Source organism: Rhizobium sp. A37_96, assembly GCF_053521765.1.
Window position 1 is genome coordinate 123,770 of sequence record NZ_JBNWDS010000012.1, and the last position, 17,447, is coordinate 141,216.

A 17,447-nucleotide genomic window follows, 5' to 3' on the forward strand; every position below is an offset into this window, starting at 1 on the left:
CTGCTGAAGCACCCGGCCATGAGGCCCGTGCCGGGCCGCATTTGTTTGTTTCGCCCCATGACATCGCCGGCCGTTCGGATCAAGGGGCAGGCGCGGCAGAGCCGCTTGTCGCGCCGGAAAAAAACGGCTTTCACCGCTGCGCGCCGAACCTTCCGTTTTTTGCCCGCCACGACCCCTTGACCCGCCCGGCCGTCGCCGAGGGGCGGGCTTTCGCCCTCCCCCCTCTGTCCGGGGGAATGTCAGAGGCCATTCCCCCGGATCAGACCGGGTAGAGGCTTCGCCCGAGGGGGCTTGCCCTTCGGGGTGGCAATCGCAACCAACGGAGACAGACAATGACCGACTATGCAAACTTCATCCGCGTCGGCGAGGACAATACCCTTACCGGCAATATCGCTTCCATCTCCTACGACCTCGACATCACCGGCAAGGAGAACCGCAGCACCAATCCCGATGCGCCGGTCTACCGCCTCTATGCGAAGTCCCCGAGGGGCCGACAGGTGGAGATCGGTGCGATCTGGAAGCGGAAGAACCAGAACGGTGGCGACTATCACAGCCTCACCATCAACACCGGCCACGGCAGGCTCAATGCCAATCTGGGCCGCTATCCGGGGCAGGACGACGAAGACCTGATGGCCGTCATCCCGTGGGACTGAGCAACCGCTGGAACATCGGACCTGCCCGAGGGGATCGCTCCCTTCGGGCGGGCCGAACAGCCCGGAAGAACTCAGGAAAAGACGATGACGATGGATAGCCCAACCACAGACACCCTTGGCGCAAGGATCGTGGAAAAGGGATTTGCGCCCAACCTTGCCCTGCTCGACATCAATAACTCCCTGTCCGTGCCGCACGGTTTCGAGTTGCATGAGCCGTGGAACCTGCCGTCGAGACTGTTCCGCTTCCCCATCGAGGTCTGCTGCCCCCGATGGCGACCGGCCGCGCAGGATCGGCCTTCGCCATCCGCTGTTGGCTGATCATCCCTATGTCAGGCATGTCGAGGCGGCACTGGGTTTCGAGATCGACCGCAATGGCGCACCGAACCGCCACGGCTATTCGAGCGGGCCGACTGCCCGCTGGTGGCACGCCGTCGACCTGATCAGCGCTGGGCATTGGCGCGAATTGCTGGCGACGCAGGAATTCACCGAACCCGGTTGTATCATGAATGCCATCGCCTACGGCTGCCGCTACTCGCATCATGAGGACAGCAAGGCTTCCGGCTATATCACCACGGCGGAAGCCCGCGAGATCATGCGGGAGGTCGGAGCCACCGAACGCGACGAGCGCGGCGCGGTCATTCGCGCCTTCAGCGCGCCCATGGTTTGCCGACAGGAGAAGGGTAGCGAGCATTGGCCGATCAATACCGACCGACTGTGCGCCGAGGATACGGCATGGGGGATGATCTTCGGGATCGAGGATGGCTGGTTCCGCTATGACCGTTCCGGCCATCTGCAATGGTCCGAGCTTGGCCGAGAGCGCTATGCGGCGGGCGAGAGCATGACCTATACGGAGGCGAGCGGGCAGGCCGCTTTCGCATTCTGATCATGCGGTTTCGTTGCTCCCGCTGCGGTGAGGGATGGCCCGACCATCCCGTCACCCGCGTTTTTTCCCTGATCGAGAGGAGATCGCTGGACTCTGCCAATCGCGCCCGCAGCGCCCGCCCTGGCATCGAGCCGGGGCGGGTGCTGTTGCTTTGCAACGAAAACCGGCCAGAGCGCCGAAACAGATCAGACGGCCTGTATTTCATACAGACCTTGTCTCCTCAGAGGGGAAAGAACGGCCGCCGCTCTCTCCCCCACAAGGACAAAATCGGGTCTCCCCGTCCTTCCTCACCGGCAGCCCGCCGGCTGGCCGGCGTTCTGCTGCCTCGTGCAGGACCTGGTACGGATCCGCGAAGGCGGAACCGCACTGGCCCGATGGGCGGGTGATCCCCCTCCCGATTTTGTCCTTGTCCCCCTCTCTCCCGATCGGATCGCCGACTGCTCGGGATCAGGAGCGGGGCTCCTGCCCACGAGGGCAAGAGCAAGACCGCTTCGCGGGAAGAAGGAGATCATCCCAATGACAGACAAATTCATCGGCTACCTGATCGACGCCAAGGCCGGAACCATCCGCAGCGTTGAGATCGACCGGAAAGACACCCTCAAATCCATCTATGCCTATATCGATTGCACCTGCATCGATGCCGTCCGGATCGGGGAATACCATGTCGCCTATTGCGACGATAACGGTCTTGTCGACGGCCTCGAATGCTTCACCCAACTGGAGAACTTCCCGTCGCCGCTGGCCGGGAACCTGCTCGTGACCGGCGTGAACGAGGAAGGTGACAGCGTTTCGCCCACCCATTCCATCGATCTTGTCGCGGGGCAGTTCCTGATTTCCCGCGCCGTCTTCGATCCGGCGTTCGAGCATATCGATAAGCCGGGGATCATCGGCACCCGCGTCGCGGGTTTCACCATTCGCGTCCAGCGAAGCCGACCCGTCATCATCCGACCGGAGGCTTGACCATGGCCGACCGGCAAAAAGAGGTTGAGGTCTACGACACCCCGTCGAATATGGGCGGCAGCTTTACCGTGTCCATCGTCGAGGAGATCGATGAAACAACCGTCAAGGTGCGCGTCTGGTATGGACGCGCTACCATCAACGGCTGGGAGACGTGGCGGGAATGGGATGGCTCGATGTTCACGACCACCCGCGACCGCCTTACGAAGAAGCGCATCATGCCGCTCTTTTCGAACCGCCCATAGGAGGATCGACCATGCCGACATTGCGAAACGTCCGCATCGATCTTGACCGCGTCGACCGGGCCACCATCACCGCCGCGTTGATCTTCTGGCGCGATGCGTAAACCCGCCCGGAGGAGTTGGAATATCTGTCATGCGGATTTGGCGAATTCGCCGCCCTCGATGCGCAGGGTATCGACCGGCTCGCCGCCGCGATCAACGGCGACCTTCCCGGAGATGGCGCGGGCAATTGACGGGGGTGATCGAGGATCACGAGAGGAGGGCCGGTTCCGGCCCTTCTCGGGCGGAACGGTTTTCGGCCGAAACATGCACTCCCGGAGCCTGCGCCGGGGCGTCGAAACCCGGCGTTGGCTTTGCTGCGCAAGACAGCCCATCGCTGTTGTTCTTGACAACAACGATTGGTGATGTTATCGAAAACAACATGGAAGCCGTGCTGATCGAAAAATCGAGAACCACCGTCAGCGATACGGCATTTTTCGAGACGGTTCTGTGGCATGTGCCGACCCCCGTCCCGGGCAGCAGCCACCATTTCAAGTATCGTCTGGCGCTGATCGTCAATGGCGAGTGCGTCATGCGCTATGACAATGAGCGCGGCAAGGGCGATCATCGCCATCTCGGCGATATCGAGGAACCGATAGAGTTCACAACGCTGGAAGCATTGTTCGATGCGTTTCAGGCGGATATGGAAAGGATACTCGCATGAGGACGCTCGTCATCAGACTAAGCTCGATTGCCGATGCCAAGACCCGCTTCGTGAATGCCGGACAGAAGGCATTGCAGGGCGTCGTCGTTCCCGCCACGCCGTCGGTGAATTTTCCAAGCTATGACGACATGCACAGGGTTCTCGCGCCGCCACGGCTCGCGATCATCAAGGCGATGGCAGGACAAGGACCGCTGGCGATACGGGAAGTCGCCCGCCGCGTCGGCCGGGACGTGCAGGCCGTCCACAAGGACGTGACGACGCTCGTCAACGCTGGCGTCCTGGACAGGACGGAAGCTGGCGTTGAGTTTCCGTATGACCAGCTCCATTTCGAATTCGACGTGAAGGCGGCCGCCTGATCCAGTCGGGCGTTGGCGTGAACCGGGGGCATCGAGCCCCCCGCTCCACGCCTTGTTAGGAAAGGCGAACTTTATCGCCAGTCAGATGCTCGTCTTCTGACCCGAATGGGGTTTTAATCTGTATCCGCGCGAGCGCTTCTGTTTGAGAAGCGCGAGGAAAAGGTCGACCGCTTCCTCCTCACGCTCGAAATAATGCACCAGCCTCTGACCACCGGCGCCGATGCGTCCCCATCGACGAACGAGGCACGCCTGTCCGAACAGCGTCGGCTCGATCGACATGGCATAGTAGCGGGCCATGTTCTTCGTTGGGTCCGTCCGTTCGACATAAAGGTGGTACGGTTGCGCGATCATGGCCGCAGGATCGCGCAGTGCGGACTCCTCGTCCAACGACACATTTGAATCGGTTGGCCCCGATTGATTCACGGTGGTGATATGTTGTCGGACGGGTCGCTTGATCCGGAGCCCCCCATCGGCCATCTTTCTGGTTGCGGGGCCGTCACGGCTCAAGTGAGCCGCTGGCAACGCCCGGCTTCTCCGGTCCAAGCGGTATGCGATGAAAGCGATTTTCGCCAACGCACGCGGTCATGTCGTCGCGCCGGAACCAGATGGCACGTCCGCAGCGTAACGGTGGATTCCCGGCGGTGAAGACGATCTGTTCGTCGCCGCGCATGCGCAGGACCTCATGCGGCAGGATCAGCGGGCGACTGGCGAGCTGCTTTGAGCGCGTGCGCGACGATCCCGACATCTGCGATGAACGGCTGGTCTGATCGACCTCGACCGTGGTGTCGCCGCAGCGCTTGGAAATATAGTCGGCCGTCTCCGGATCGTTGATCGCAGCAAAGGAGATCCACGACGCCGACTCGAACCATTTCGACGTGGCGTCGCGCCCGCCATAGGCTTCGCGCATCTGGCCGATCGATTGGAAGATCAGCGTCAGGGTGATGCCATACTTGCGCCCGGCGTCGCGGGCGGTTTCGAGAATGCGCAGATATCCGAGACGCGCCACCTCGTCCAAGAGAAACAGCGTTCTGTCCTTCACCGCGCCATTGCGATTGTAGATCGCATTCATCAGGGCGCCGATGATGACGCGGGCGAGCCCCGGATGCGTCTCCAGCACCTTGAGATCGAGTGCGATGAAGATGTCGGTATTGCCGGCGGCGAGATCATCGGTTGTAAAGCTCGACCCCGAAACCAGCGCCGCATAGTTCGGATAGGAGAGCCAGTGCGTCTCCTTCACGGCATTGGCGTAGACGCCGCTGAACGTCTCCGGTGTCATGGAAATAAACGGCGCGACGTTTTCCTTCACGAAGGCGGAATCCGACTGGTCGTGGATATTGGTCAGACGTTCGCGCAGCTTCGGCTCAGGCTCCGAAAGGTTCGCCCGAACCTGGCGCAGCGTCTGGTCCTTCTCTTCCGTATGACCTGACAGGCAGACGTCGGCGATCAGCGCGGTGAGCAGTTGCAGGGCCGAGGCGCGAAAGAAGTCGTCACGGGCCGACGCCTGCCGCGGATTGTCGGTCATCACCCATGTCGCCACAGCGACGATGTCCTCCTCCTTCGTGCTGCCGAACCGGCCGATCCAGTCGAGCGCATTGAGGCCGATCCCGGCATGGGCGGGGCCGAGCACGATGACGTTCCGTCCAGCCTGTCTTCGATGCTCGACCACCATCGGCGCGACCTCGCTCGACGGATCGAGCACGACGAGCCCGCCGCCCCATTTGAGCGCGGTCGGGATCGTCACCGACGTCGTCTTGAAGCCGCCGGAGCCGGCGAAGACGACGCCGTGTGACGAGCCGAACGATCCGTCGAAGCAGAGCAGGGGAGACTTGCCGCCGGCCCCCCATGTGTTCTTCACATCTGCGCGAAACGCCATCGCCAACACGCTGTCACGGTCGACGCGATATCGTTCACCGATGACGATGCCGCCGGCATCGGGAAACAGCCGGGCGGCTTCGGGTATACCCATCCAGTCGCTCTCGCCATGAATGGCGCGTTTGCCACGAATGCGGCGCGGCGCGGCGGCCACGAAAGCGGCATTGCCTTTGATCGCAACACGCACTGCGAACACGCCGGCAAACAACGCGGCGCAGGCCCCGAGCAGTGTCGCTGGATCGACATAGGCGAGGACAGAGCGTCCCTCCGGTACACCGCTTGCCAGATGCGAAAGCCGGAGGATCTCGCGGACCGCAGCGATAATCACGGCGATCGCCGCGCCGCCTGCCGCGCTCCATCCGGCCGCCTTAATATTGGCCGCGCCATCCGCTGCAAACAGGAAGATCGTACCGATCGCGCCGGCCATCGCATAGGGCAGGGCGATGCCGATCCGTCCGAGTATCATCCTCGCCTGGGCGGTCTTTCCAAATGCGGCCAGCCATTGTTCGATCCCGGTCATGGCGAACAGGACGGCGATCATCAGCAGGGCCGGGACGAGGGCGAGCATCATCCTATTCGCCGTCATCGCCGAAGACCTCCGCGCCGATGGCCATCCATCGGGCGCGCTCGTGTTCGTCGTCGCGGATCCGGCGGGAAGCGTCGATCAGCAGCCCGAGCAACATGGCCCGCTTCTCGTAGCGCAGGCCTGCCTTCACGATGAGGCCGCCGAGTTCGATCTTCTCGCGCGTGTCCTTCTTTCGCGCTTCGGATGTCGTGGAACGTTTCATCCGCTCAAGCCTCGCCAGCGCCGCCCGCATTCGCGCCAGGCGCGATCGCCGCGGACGATTCGCTGCCGGTCCTGCTCCCGCCAGCGCTCTTCTTCCCGGTTGACGATCCCGCTGTTGCCCCTTGACCTTCGCGAAACCGTCCAGCCACCTCTTCGAAGGCTGCCTGAAGCTCGGCTTCCTCGATCTCGATCTCGCCGAGACCCGCCTTCAGCGCGATCCGGCCGATGCGCTCGGCCTCGCGCGTTTCGGCGGCTCTCAACTGATCCTGCAATCTGGCGATTTCTTCCCTGATCTTCGACGACGGCTTCTTCATTCCGGCTGGACCTCCTTGGGCGATAGAGCGAAGCGTAGAGCCCAAGATTGCCGGGGGGAGGCGCGAAGCGCACCCCCGTTTATTCTACAGTCGGCAAAGCCGACGCCTTGGAGGATGATCCCGCCGTTCCGAAGGAGCGGATCCAAGGGCGCAGTAATACGTCGCTGACGCGACGCCTGCGTTTGGCCTTGCCGGGGGCCGCTGCCTCCTCCTGACGAACATGGTGCTTGATCCTGTCAGGAGATCGTTTCGTCGTGGCCATCACGCATTTTACGCCCCAGCTCATCGGACGCGGCAATGGCCGCAGCGCTGTGCTGTCGGCCGCCTACCGGCATTGCGCGAAGATGACCTATGAGATCGAGGGGCGGGCAGTCGACTATTCGAACAAGCGCAATCTCGCCCATGAGGAGTTCCTGTTACCGCCGGATGCCCCGAAGTGGGCGCTTGCGCTGATCGCTGATCGCCCGGTTGCCGGGGCAGCCGAAGCCTTCTGGAACAAGGTGGAGGGATTCGAGAAGCGCGAGGACGCGCAGTTCGCCAAAGAGTTCATCATCGCGCTGCCTGTCGAACTGTCGAAGGCGGAGAACATCGCCTTGATGCGCCACTTCGTGTTCGAACAGGTCCTGTCACGCGGGCAGGTCGCCGACTGGGTCTATCATGACGAGCCCGGTAATCCGCATGTTCACCTGATGACGACGCTGCGCCCGCTGACCGAGAGCGGTTTCGGGGCGAAGAAGATTGCCGTCGTTGGCGATGACGGCCAGCCGGTGCGCACGAAAAGCGGCAAGATCCAGTATCGGCTATGGGCCGGGGAGAAGGCGGAGTTCCTGCAGCAGCGCAACCGCTGGCTCGACCTGCAGAACGAGCATCTGGCATTGCGCGGGTTTGAGGCCCGCGTCGATGGGCGATCCTATGCCGAGCGTGGGATCGATCTCGTTCCGACCGTCCATGTCGGCGTCGGCGCGCGTGCGATCCAGCGCAAGGCCGAGCAGCAGGGATGGCAGCCGTCGCTGGAACGGATCGATCTTCTGAACGCCCAGCGCGGGGAGAACGCCGCGCGGATCCTGAAGCGTCCCGAGGTCGTTCTCGATCTTCTTTCCGCCGAGAAGAGCGTCTTCGACGAACGCGATATCGCCAAGGTCCTGCACCGCTATATCGATCATGCCGGCACCTTCCAGGAAGTGATGGCGCGCATCCTGCGGAGCGAGGAATTGCTACGGATTGATCGCGACGCCATCGATCTTGCGACTGGCGAGCGCATCCGCGCCCGCTATACGACGCACGAGCTGATCCGGCTCGAAGCCGAGATGGCGAGACGTTCGATCTGGCTCTCGGAGCAGGCCAGTCACGGCGTCAAGGACAAGGTGCTACAGACGACGTTCGTGCGTCATGGCAATCTTTCGCCTGAGCAGAAGGTCGCGATCGAGCATGTCGCCGGCAGCGCCCGGATAGCGGCTGTCGTCGGCCGTGCTGGCGCGGGCAAGACGACGATGATGAAAGCGGCACGCGAAGCCTGGGAAATGGCCGGCTACCGCGTCGTCGGCGGAGCGCTCGCCGGCAAGGCGGCCGAGGGTCTTGAGAAGGAAGCCGGCATCGAAAGCCGAACGCTGGCATCCTGGGAACTGCGCTGGCGCGACGGCAAGAATACCCTCGATGCGAAGAGCGTGTTCGTGCTCGACGAGGCTGGCATGGTGGCCTCGAAACAGATGACGGTGTTCCTCGAAGCGGTGGTGCGGGCCGGCGCCAAGATCGTGTTGATCGGCGATCCCGATCAGCTTCAACCCATTGAGGCCGGCGCCTCCTTCCGGGCGATCGTCAACCGCATCGGCTATGCCGAGCTGGAGACCATCTATCGCCAGCGCGAAGAGTGGATGCGCACCGCCTCGCTCGATCTTGCCCGCGGTCGTGTGGCGGAGGCGATCGGCGCCTATCAGGCGAAGAGCCGCGTGGTCGGCGAGAAGCTCAAGGCAACCGCCGTCAAGCGTCTGATCGACGACTGGAACAACGAATACGATCCGGCAAAGACCACGCTGATCCTCGCGCATCTGCGCCGCGACGTTCGCGCATTGAACGATCTCGCCCGGACCTGCCTGGTTGATCGTGGCATTGTCGGTGAGGGCCATGCGTTTGCGACGGCTGAGGGTGGACGCAAGTTCGATGCCGGCGACCAGATCGTCTTCCTGAAGAACGACACGGTCCTCGGCGTGAAGAACGGCATGATCGCTCGTGTCGTGGAAGCAGTACCCGGCCGCATCGTGGCCGAGGTCGGTGAGGGCGAGCATCGTCGCCAGATCACTGTGGAACAACGCGTCTACAGCAACGTCGATCACGGCTACGCGACGACGATCCACAAATCCCAAGGGGCGACTGTCGACCGGGTGAAGGTGCTGGCATCGCTGTCGCTTGACCGCCACCTGACCTATGTGGCGATGACCCGCCACCGGGAGGATATGACGCTCTATTACGGCGCCCGTTCCTTCGCCAAGGCCGGCGGTCTCGTGCAGATCCTGTCGCGCCGTGCTGCAAAGGAGACGACGCTCGACTACGAGCGCGGCGAGCTCTACCGGCAGGCGCTGCGCTTTGCCGAAAACCGCGGCCTGCAGATCGCCCGTGTCGCCCGCACGCTGGTCCACGACAGGCTCGAATGGACCGTCCGCCAGAAGCAGAAGCTCACCGATCTCGCAGTTCGCCTGCGCGGCCTCAGTGAGCGTCTCGGCCTCATCGAAACCCGCAAAACCCAAACCAGAAAGGAGACCGAGCCGATGGTTGCCGGCATCCCTCTCAACCCGACCGCGCTCGACGATGCGGTCGAGAAAAAGCTGCTCGCCGATCCCGCCGTCAAGAAACAATGGGAGGAGCTGTCGAGCCGCTTCCGTTATGTCTTCGCTGATCCGGAAACAGCCTTCCGGGCGATGGACTTCAACGCCGTTCTCACCGATCGCCAGGTTGCCAAACAGACGCTGGACCGGCTGGTCGCCGCGCCCGCGTCGATCGGCCCGCTCAGCGGCAAGACGGGCCTGCTCGCCTCGAAATCCGACAAAGAGGCGCGGCGAATTGCCGAGGTCAACGTGCCGGCGCTGAAGCGCGACATCGAACGCTATCTCGATCTGCGGCAGACCGCCGAAGAGCGGATACGAAAGGAAGAGCAGACGCTGCGCCATCGCGTCTCGATTGATATTCCGGCGCTGTCGCCGGCGGCGTTCACGGTGCTCGAACGGGTGCGCGACGCGATCGACCGCAACGACCTGGCGGCCGCCGTCGGCTACGCCATCAGCAACCGCGAGATCAAGGCCGAGATCGATGCCTTCGGCAAGGCGGTGGCGGAACGGTTCGGCGAGCGCAGTCTGCTCGTCAACGCCGCCCGCGCCCCGAGCGGAAGCGTCTTCGACAAGGCGGCGGAAGGGCTTGGGGCCACCGAGCGCGAGAAGCTCGTGAAAGCCTGGCCGGTGATGCGGACGGCGCAACAGCTTGCCGCCCACGAGCGCACCGCCGAGACGCTCCGGAAGACCGAGAGCCTGCGCCAGACGCAGCGGCAAAGCCAGGCCCTGAAACCATGAGTCCTCGGCGCGTAGTCGGCTTCATTGGCATTGCAGGTGCGGGTCTTCTCGCGGTCTCTGCCACCGGCTGGTTCGCAGGCTTGCGGATCAACCTGACCCCCAGCGAGCCGCTCGGACTATGGCGCATCGTTGGCATCAACCGCCCGGTCGCCCGCGATGACCTCGTCTTCGTCTGCCCACCGGCGACGCCGGGTTTTGCGGCGGCATTCGAGCGTGGCTATCTCCGCCGTGGTCTCTGCCCCGGTGGATTCGCGCCGCTGATCAAGACCGTCGCTGCTCTTGCAGGCCAGCGGGTCGAAACCGGCGTCAACGTCGTCATCGATGGTGCGCCGTTGGCGCATTCGTCCATTCGCGCGAGCGACGGGGCGGGCAGGGCGCTTCAACCATATGCCGGCGGGATCGTCCCGCCCGGTTTTGTCTTTCTCTTCTCTCCCTATGAGACCTCCTATGATTCACGATATTTCGGGCCGGTCCCGGCGGATGGCGTGCTCGGACTTGCTCGCCCGCTTCTCGTTTTCGATCCGTGATCCCTTCTATGGGCCTATCCTGACAGCCGCCTCGGTCGCGATCGGCGCGATCGGTTGGAGCGGACAGGCCCTTGCCCTTCCGTTGGCGATGCTGTTTCCGGTGCTGTGGGCGCATTCGAGATCGCGCATGATTGCGGCTTTCGTCTCGGCCGGCTACTTCCTGGCGGCGTCACGCGGGCTGCCGCAGGGCGTCGCCAACTTCTACGCCTCCGATCTTTGGCCTGGGTTTATGCTCTGGCTCGCTGCATCGTTGTGCTTCGTCTTCGTTCATACGGTGCTCTGGACAAATCGACCGGGATGGGGGAGGGCGCTGCGATATGGGGCGGCCGCCGTGCTGATGGCATTGCCACCCTTCGGCATCGTCGGCTGGGCGCATCCGCTGACCGCGGCCGGCGTCGTCTTTTCCGGATGGGGATGGTGGGGGCTTGGCGCCACCGCAGCCGGCCTTGCGGTCATGACGACGCGCTGGTGGCGGGCTGCTGCCATTGCCGTGACCGGCTTCTGGCTCTGGTCCGCCGCAAACTGGACGAATCCGGTTCTGCCGGAGAAGTGGAAGGGCGTCGACCTTGCACTCGGCGAAAGCCTCGGCCGCGATACCTCTCTCGACTGGCATCGTGACATGATCGCAAGGGTCCGTGCCGAAGCTGTCGATGGCGCCCGTTTCGTTGTCCTGCCGGAAAGCGCCCTCGGATTCTGGACGCCGACCGTCCGCCGCCTTTGGCAGGAGGGAATGCGAGGCTCAGACGTGATTGTGCTAGCCGGCGCGGCAGAGGTCGATCCGGACGCCTACGACAATGTGCTGGTTGCGATCCGAGAGGGCGACGCGCGGATTTTCTATCGGGAGCGGATGCCGGTTCCAGGCTCGATGTGGCAGCCCTGGCGCGCTTGGACCGGGCAGGTCGGTGGCGCTCGGGCGCATCTATTTGAAAATCCCGTTGTCGACCTGGCGGGAACCCGGATCGCGCCGCTGATCTGCTACGAGCAGCTCCTGATATGGCCGGTCCTCCACTCGATGCTGTACACGCCCGACGTGATCGTCGCGACTGGAAACGGCTGGTGGACGTCGGGCACGCCGATCGTCGCGATCCAGAAAGCCAGCGCCGCCGCCTGGGCGCGGCTCTTCGATCTGCCCCTCGTCACCGCATTCAACATTTGAAATATGGAGAAGTTCGGATGGTCGACGCCGCCCTGATCAAGCAATGTGCCGATCCCGGCTTGAAGCCGGCAATCGTCGAAAAGTTTATCGAGCAGATGGGATCGCCCGATCCCCTGACCGTGACGGTACGCTCCGGCAGTCGTGTTGTTCTCGTCCCAAAGCCGAACACGGTCGAGGAGGCGATGGACCTGATCCGGCAAAATGTCGGCCGGAACGTCACCCGGGTCGGCATCACCCAATATCCGGCCGGTCTCGGTATTCTCGAAGCCGGCCAGCTCAAACCCGATCTGGTCGGCCCCTGCGAAAACATCCGCATGGGAACGGCGCTGTTCGCTAAGGTCTATCGCGTTGTCGTAAAATGGTACGGCAATCCCGTCGACGAGGCGTTCGACGATGCCATCATCGCCTGGCAGACGGGGTATTTCGAGGGGAAGCCTGTGTTCAAGGCGCCGGAGCCGGCAGAGGCAGGGGCGACGGAGCCGAAAGACGCGGAGCCGGACGAAGTCGACAGCGAGAAGGAGCAAGAACGCCCTCAGGATGCGGCCAAAGACGAGACGGCCAGCGATCCGAACAAGGCCGGGATTCGCGTTGATCTTACAGGGATCGGATCGACTAAACCTTGACGGGAACCCCGCCCATGCTCAGGGGCTCCCCGGGGAAAATTGGTAAGATTCACAGGGTTGTCTCTGGCGAAAAGCAGCGGCCGGCCCTATAAGGCTAACAGGGCAGTACGCGCTGCCTCGGGGTGTGGAAACCCCTATCTAGCGGTTGATGTCGGCCGTTTCGACATCAGAATCCTCTGGCCATTTGGCCGGTGGGCCTGCGACGTATGTCCAGGTGCTCCGGTGCTAAAGGTCGCAGGACTGTCTAGGTACAGTTTCCAACCCCCGGCTTGGGATCAGGGATTAACGTTTGCGGGGGCGCACCGCGGACCAATTCGAACGCGGTGGGTAATGCAGGAAATCGACACTCGGGACGGTCCAGGCAAGGGAAATGATAGCGCACGCCTTGCCACTCTAAGCAAGGCTGAGCTGGAGCCTATTGTCATCGAAGCAATGCGCGAGCACCGCCAACTCATGGAGTCCGATCAGATCGTATTCGACGAATGGGAACGTGCGAAGGCCGACTGCAGCATCCCATTCGAACAGGTCGTAAGCCTTGAAACCGAATGTCTGGCGCGGAGGAAAAAGTCGATGGCACAGCAGGACCGGCTGTCAGACCTCTTGGATCTACTAGGATTTATTCCGAAAGAGCCGGAGGACTGTCAGGAAGAGAGCTGACAGAATGACATCACTCCGATTGAAGCAGGCCTCGGTCCTTTGCGATGGCGACGGCATGGGTGAGGTTTGTGGCACCGAGCTTGGCGCGGGCATTGTCGAGATAGTGCTGCACAGTGCGGTACTGGGTGTTAGTGACCTCAGCGATCTCCAGCATGTACTTGCCCTTCGCCGCCCATTTCAGGCAGACAAGCTCCTTCGGGGACAAGGCTAGCTTCGGGGCGCTCAGAGAGCGTTCTGCCAAAATCCGCAGCCGGTGATAGGCATAGAGAACGGCACGCTCTGCGCGGACGCGGTCGCCGAGCGTGGAGGCGTCGGCCTGTTTCTGCGAGGTTGCCAGTGTCAGCATGAGGATGGAACCGAAGCTGCCCTCGATGGGGATGGTGAGGCCGCTCCGGACGCCAAAGTCGATAGCTTGGGAACGGAACAGCCTCTCCTCTTTCGTCATGTCGCGGACATTCCAGTCGTCGGCCGACCAGGTGAACATCGCCATGCGCCGCTTTGCGGTAGTGACGACAGGATCGATGCGGGAATAGCGGCGGTCGAGATAAATGCCCTGCCATTCCTCAGAATAGGTGTTGAAGGTCTTGATCTCACCGCCCGCAGTCTGGAGGTAAGCGAAGCGCTCGTATCCGCAGGCGACCGCAAAGCTCTTGAGGGCGGTGCGCACCATGCGTTCGTCGCTGGCGATATCGAGCGCATCGATCAGAGATTGAAGCTGTCCATCCAACCAAGTATCTCCTCTTCTGTGACGTTGACCTCAAGATTCCACTCCCTTATCAGCCGGCACTACGGCTGGCTGTCAGGCTTCGTGAATGAGGGGCAACAAACCGTCGTTCAGCCGTCTCTGCGGAATCTCCGAACCCATGCCTTCATCGGCAACGACCAACGCTTAAGGCCCTATACCGAGCAACATTGGGGCGACGTCGGATTTTGCCAACAGTTCCTCAATTTCCCCGAGATCCGGCATCGCCGGTGCCGTTCCGCGTCGTGTCACGGCAATCCCGGCTGTCGCACAGCCGAAGCGTACGGCTTGAATCGTCTCCATCCCATTCGAGAGGGCTGCGGCAAAACCGCCGACGAAGGCATCGCCGGCGCCAGTCGTGTCGATCGCAGGTCCGTTGGAGACCACAGGAATATGCGTTGAGGATTGGGCACTGTGGAAAAAAACGCCTCGGCCGCCAAGCGTGATGAGGGCAGATTTTGCCCCGCGCTCAAGAAAGATGTCGCCGGCACGCCGGACGTCTTCGATGGACAAGAGTTCGAAGCCGACCAGCGCGGCCGCCTCTGTTTCGTTTGGAACGATATAGTCACAGAGCGAATAGATCGTATCGGGGAAGATTTCGGCCGGTGCAGGATTGAAGATGGTCACCACACCAGCATCGCGAGCTATCCGCAGTGCAGTCTCCGCGGCCTCAACCGGCTGTTCGAGCTGCGTTACGAAAACGCGGGAGCTTTCTATGGCATCACGAGCGTCTTCGACGTCCGCTCGCGATATGGTACCCGCCGCACCGGGATAGACAATAATTGCGTTGTCGCCGGTTTCCGAACTGACATAGATGAAGGCAGCGCCCGTTGGAACATCGTCCATCTGCACAATACGTGCACGAACTCCTGCCTTCTCATACGTACGAAGCGCAATCTCACCGAAGGCGTCCCGCCCAATCTTGGAAATAAAGGTGGTCTTCGCGCCTGCCATAGCTGCTGCAACTGCCTGATTCGATCCCTTGCCGCCGGGTCCTAACGCGAACCCCGAGCCCAGCAGGGTCTGGCCAATGACCGGAAGCTGAGGGGCCAAATATGCCGTATCAGCGACGAAAACCCCGAGGATCACAACGTCAGATTCCATATTTCGCTTCTCCGACTGCTTCTACTCTCAAGCGTCTTTCGGGGGGACGACACCCTTGGTAAAGAGGAAGCAGCCATAGAAACGCCCCTCTCCGGTTTGCACGACACAATATGCTTTCTTCGCAAGATCATAAAAAGCGAACCGTTCGATGCCATACATGGGGCTCGGCTGTCCTTCGGCAGCGTCAACCTGAGCTTGAACTTCCTCCTGCACTGGTGGAATCTCTGCGGGGGACCCCGCTACTTCCATGCGACCGGCTGAGTTCTGCAGCGGAGTGTCGAGCGGCATCACGGAGAGGATGGCTTCCACTGCGCGAGCAGCGCTCACGTTGTCGATATGCAGGACCTTGCCGGCAACGGTTTGGCGCGCGATGCTGTCCGTCGGGAAATTCGCATCCACTACGACGATCTGATCGCCATGTCCCATAGATCTCAGCGCGTGAAGCACGTCGGCGTTTAGCGCGGGATCGATATTCTTCAGCATGACGGTCGTCCAATTCTAGCTACGTTGTGTTGAATCGTCGCCCCCTTGCCGATCCAATGTGGGCTGGAGCGGGAGGCTATTCGGAAGGCAGGGGTTCGCAACTTTGGCCTATTCCTTGCTACCGGTCGCTGCGATGGAGGCAGAGTAGTAGCGCTGCAAGATCGTCAAAATCGCCATTGGAATAACCGCGATGAAGAGAGCAGCAGCGAATATCAGACCGTAGTCCGTGCGGTAGCCGGTTGAGAACTGGGCGATTGCCACAGCAGCGACCTTGTAGTCGGCGCCTGGTGCGATCAACAACGGCCACAGATATGCCTGCCACTGGAAGATGAAGAGGATGAGCGCAGCACTCACCATCGCGGGGACCGAAAGAGGAAGGTAGATCGAGTAATAGATCCGAAACCAACCCATCCCATCTACGATTGCGGCCTCTCGGATCTCCTTGGGAATACCTAGGAAGAACTGGCGCAAGAGAAAAACGGCAAGCCCGTTTCCGATCCCTGGCAAGATCAATCCTGTATAGCTGTCCTGCAGCCCGAACATCCGCATGATGCTGTAGAGCGGCACCGCAATCGCATCGAACGGGATCAGGAAGCTGATCACCATGACAACAAAAACCGCGTTCCGGAATGGAAACTCAAGCACTGCCAGCGCGAAAGCGGCCATGGAGCAAAGCGCAAGGCCCACGACGACCGTAATCATGGAGACAATGATCGAGTTCCAGATTGCAAGTCGGAATGGGCTGTCCCAGATCCCGACGACGTTTTTCAGCGTCCACTCGTCTGGCCAGAAAGTGTAGACTCCAATCGGGGAAAGATAGCGAAAAATTGAGTCCGAGGGCCGGAACGAGCTGGCGGCCAGCCACCAGAGTGGCAGGAAGAAGATCACGGCAACAAGAACAACAAAGAACTTACGAGTGAACGAAGCTTCGGTCATGCCCGATCCTCCCCGGCGCTCATCAATCGGAACTGTATCGTGACAACTAGCAAGGCGACGGCGACGAGAATAACCGTCGAAGCAGCGGCGCTGCTCGGATCGCTGAGCACAAACGCCTGCGAATAGACCTCGTTCATGATGAGGTTGGTCGACCCTGTGGGGCCGCCCTGGGTTAAGATCTGAACCGGCGCGAATACCAGAAAGTTCGCTACAGTGTTAGCAACCAGAACGAACGTGAGCGGTCTGCGAAGCTGTGGCAAGGTAATGTACCGGAATTGCTGCCATCCGTTTGCGCCATCGATCTTGACAGCCTCATAGAGCGACTTTGGAATTTCCTGCAGACCAGCAACGAGGAACGTCATCCAATAGCCCACGCCAATCCAGCTCACGATTAGCATGATCGAAGCAAGCGATTGATCCGGGGACGTCAGGAAGCGTTGCGATTGCAATCCCATTGCGTTGAGAATTGAGTTGACGAGGCCATCGGGCCGCAATGCGACGCCCCATACAACAGCTGACACACTCTGCGGAATAGCGACAGGAAGCAGGACAATCGTCCGCCAAAACCCGATCGTTCGCATTCCAGCGTTCATCAGAAGCGCCAATGCCAAGGCGATTGCGATCTGCAGGGGGTTGACGATGATCGAGTAGATCGCCGTGATCTTCAAGCTGTTCAAGAATTCGGGGTCGGTGAAGATGTAGGTGTAGTTTCCCAGGCCGTACGCACCGCCGGGTTCCCTGAACGAATTGATAAGCGCGAGAGCGGCCGGCCACAAACGCAAGAGAAACACTGAAAGGAGCGCCGGCCCAAGAAAGGCCAGGACAATAAAATAACGTGACTTCGACGATGTCATTGCAACCGGTCCCATTCGAAACGATTGGAGGCGCCAAATGT

The 17,447-nt window shown here is 61.5% G+C and carries 21 protein-coding genes; 12 read left to right on the forward strand and 9 right to left on the reverse strand.

Annotated features, from left to right (window positions below; all coding sequences use genetic code 11):
- The first annotated feature begins 332 nt into the window (after window positions 1-332).
- The 7 genes from ACQZ6J_RS24820 (at window position 333) to ACQZ6J_RS24850 (ending at window position 3,794) form a co-directional block, all read left to right on the forward strand.
- The gene (locus ACQZ6J_RS24820) at window positions 333-653 is read left to right on the forward strand and encodes a DUF736 domain-containing protein (RefSeq protein ID WP_449086052.1); all 321 of its coding nucleotides are present in this window, start codon (window positions 333-335) and stop codon (window positions 651-653) included.
- 84 nt (window positions 654-737) lie between these two features.
- A complete protein-coding gene (locus tag ACQZ6J_RS24825; protein WP_449086053.1) occupies window positions 738-971 on the forward strand; it encodes a hypothetical protein in 234 nt (77 codons plus the stop codon).
- Entirely contained in the window at window positions 964-1,536 is a 573-nt protein-coding gene (locus ACQZ6J_RS24830; RefSeq protein ID WP_449086054.1) for a hypothetical protein, read from the forward strand. The genes ACQZ6J_RS24825 and ACQZ6J_RS24830 overlap by 8 nt, the downstream gene beginning before the upstream one ends.
- A gap of 516 nt (window positions 1,537-2,052) precedes the next feature.
- Entirely contained in the window at window positions 2,053-2,496 is a 444-nt protein-coding gene (locus ACQZ6J_RS24835; protein WP_449086055.1) for a DUF3846 domain-containing protein, read from the forward strand.
- A gap of 2 nt (window positions 2,497-2,498) precedes the next feature.
- Window positions 2,499-2,738 carry a hypothetical protein gene (locus tag ACQZ6J_RS24840; protein WP_449086056.1) on the forward strand — a complete coding sequence of 80 codons (240 nt, stop codon included), beginning with the start codon at window positions 2,499-2,501 and terminating at the stop codon, window positions 2,736-2,738.
- A gap of 418 nt (window positions 2,739-3,156) precedes the next feature.
- Entirely contained in the window at window positions 3,157-3,438 is a 282-nt protein-coding gene (locus ACQZ6J_RS24845) for a toxin-antitoxin system TumE family protein (protein ID WP_449086057.1), read from the forward strand.
- The gene (locus tag ACQZ6J_RS24850; RefSeq protein ID WP_449086058.1) at window positions 3,435-3,794 is read left to right on the forward strand and encodes an HVO_A0114 family putative DNA-binding protein; all 360 of its coding nucleotides are present in this window, start codon (window positions 3,435-3,437) and stop codon (window positions 3,792-3,794) included. Before ACQZ6J_RS24845 ends, ACQZ6J_RS24850 begins: the two co-directional genes overlap by 4 nt.
- Window positions 3,795-3,875: 81 nt before the next feature.
- On the opposite strand, the gene ACQZ6J_RS24855 is transcribed toward ACQZ6J_RS24850, so the two are convergent.
- The 4 genes from ACQZ6J_RS24855 to traC all read right to left on the reverse strand — a co-directional run bounded on the left by ACQZ6J_RS24855 (window position 3,876) and on the right by traC (window position 6,767).
- On the reverse strand, window positions 3,876-4,145 hold the full coding sequence (locus ACQZ6J_RS24855; protein WP_449086059.1) for a WGR domain-containing protein: 270 nt from the start codon (window positions 4,143-4,145) through the stop codon (window positions 3,876-3,878).
- A gap of 145 nt (window positions 4,146-4,290) precedes the next feature.
- Window positions 4,291-6,252, reverse strand: a complete 1,962-nt coding sequence (gene traG, locus ACQZ6J_RS24860; RefSeq protein ID WP_449086060.1) for a Ti-type conjugative transfer system protein TraG — start codon at window positions 6,250-6,252, stop codon at window positions 4,291-4,293.
- Complete coding sequence (traD, locus tag ACQZ6J_RS24865; protein ID WP_449086061.1) at window positions 6,239-6,454, reverse strand: type IV conjugative transfer system coupling protein TraD; 216 nt, start codon at window positions 6,452-6,454, stop codon at window positions 6,239-6,241. The genes traG and traD overlap by 14 nt, the downstream gene beginning before the upstream one ends.
- Window positions 6,455-6,458: 4 nt before the next feature.
- Window positions 6,459-6,767: a conjugal transfer protein TraC gene (gene traC, locus ACQZ6J_RS24870; protein WP_449086062.1), complete on the reverse strand. Its 309-nt coding sequence runs from the start codon at window positions 6,765-6,767 to the stop codon at window positions 6,459-6,461.
- A 254-nt stretch (window positions 6,768-7,021) separates the two neighbouring features.
- On the opposite strand from traC, the gene traA reads away from it, so the two are divergent.
- From traA to ACQZ6J_RS24895, 5 genes are all read left to right on the forward strand, one after another.
- A complete protein-coding gene (gene traA, locus ACQZ6J_RS24875; protein ID WP_449086063.1) occupies window positions 7,022-10,324 on the forward strand; it encodes a Ti-type conjugative transfer relaxase TraA in 3,303 nt (1,100 codons plus the stop codon).
- Window positions 10,321-10,851 carry a conjugative transfer signal peptidase TraF gene (gene traF, locus ACQZ6J_RS24880; protein ID WP_449086064.1) on the forward strand — a complete coding sequence of 177 codons (531 nt, stop codon included), beginning with the start codon at window positions 10,321-10,323 and terminating at the stop codon, window positions 10,849-10,851. Before traA ends, traF begins: the two co-directional genes overlap by 4 nt.
- Window positions 10,772-12,007 carry a conjugal transfer protein TraB gene (locus ACQZ6J_RS24885; RefSeq protein WP_449086065.1) on the forward strand — a complete coding sequence of 412 codons (1,236 nt, stop codon included), beginning with the start codon at window positions 10,772-10,774 and terminating at the stop codon, window positions 12,005-12,007. Before traF ends, ACQZ6J_RS24885 begins: the two co-directional genes overlap by 80 nt.
- A 17-nt stretch (window positions 12,008-12,024) precedes the next feature.
- Window positions 12,025-12,630: a TraH family protein gene (locus tag ACQZ6J_RS24890; protein WP_449086066.1), complete on the forward strand. Its 606-nt coding sequence runs from the start codon at window positions 12,025-12,027 to the stop codon at window positions 12,628-12,630.
- 330 nt (window positions 12,631-12,960) lie between these two features.
- Window positions 12,961-13,287: a transcriptional repressor TraM gene (locus ACQZ6J_RS24895; protein ID WP_449086067.1), complete on the forward strand. Its 327-nt coding sequence runs from the start codon at window positions 12,961-12,963 to the stop codon at window positions 13,285-13,287.
- Window positions 13,288-13,297: 10 nt separating this feature from the next.
- Here the strand turns inward: ACQZ6J_RS24895 and ACQZ6J_RS24900 are convergent, their stop codons facing one another.
- The 5 genes from ACQZ6J_RS24900 to ACQZ6J_RS24920 form a co-directional block, all read right to left on the reverse strand.
- A complete protein-coding gene (locus tag ACQZ6J_RS24900) occupies window positions 13,298-14,014 on the reverse strand; it encodes an autoinducer binding domain-containing protein (protein WP_449086068.1) in 717 nt (238 codons plus the stop codon).
- Window positions 14,015-14,176: 162 nt separating this feature from the next.
- Window positions 14,177-15,133, reverse strand: a complete 957-nt coding sequence (gene rbsK / locus ACQZ6J_RS24905; protein ID WP_449086069.1) for a ribokinase — start codon at window positions 15,131-15,133, stop codon at window positions 14,177-14,179.
- 27 nt (window positions 15,134-15,160) lie between these two features.
- Window positions 15,161-15,616: an RbsD/FucU family protein gene (locus tag ACQZ6J_RS24910; RefSeq protein ID WP_449086070.1), complete on the reverse strand. Its 456-nt coding sequence runs from the start codon at window positions 15,614-15,616 to the stop codon at window positions 15,161-15,163.
- 108 nt (window positions 15,617-15,724) lie between these two features.
- A complete protein-coding gene (locus ACQZ6J_RS24915; protein ID WP_449086071.1) occupies window positions 15,725-16,552 on the reverse strand; it encodes a carbohydrate ABC transporter permease in 828 nt (275 codons plus the stop codon).
- The gene (locus ACQZ6J_RS24920) at window positions 16,549-17,406 is read right to left on the reverse strand and encodes a carbohydrate ABC transporter permease (RefSeq protein WP_449086072.1); all 858 of its coding nucleotides are present in this window, start codon (window positions 17,404-17,406) and stop codon (window positions 16,549-16,551) included. The genes ACQZ6J_RS24915 and ACQZ6J_RS24920 overlap by 4 nt, the downstream gene beginning before the upstream one ends.
- Between the last annotated feature and the right edge of the window lie 41 nt (window positions 17,407-17,447).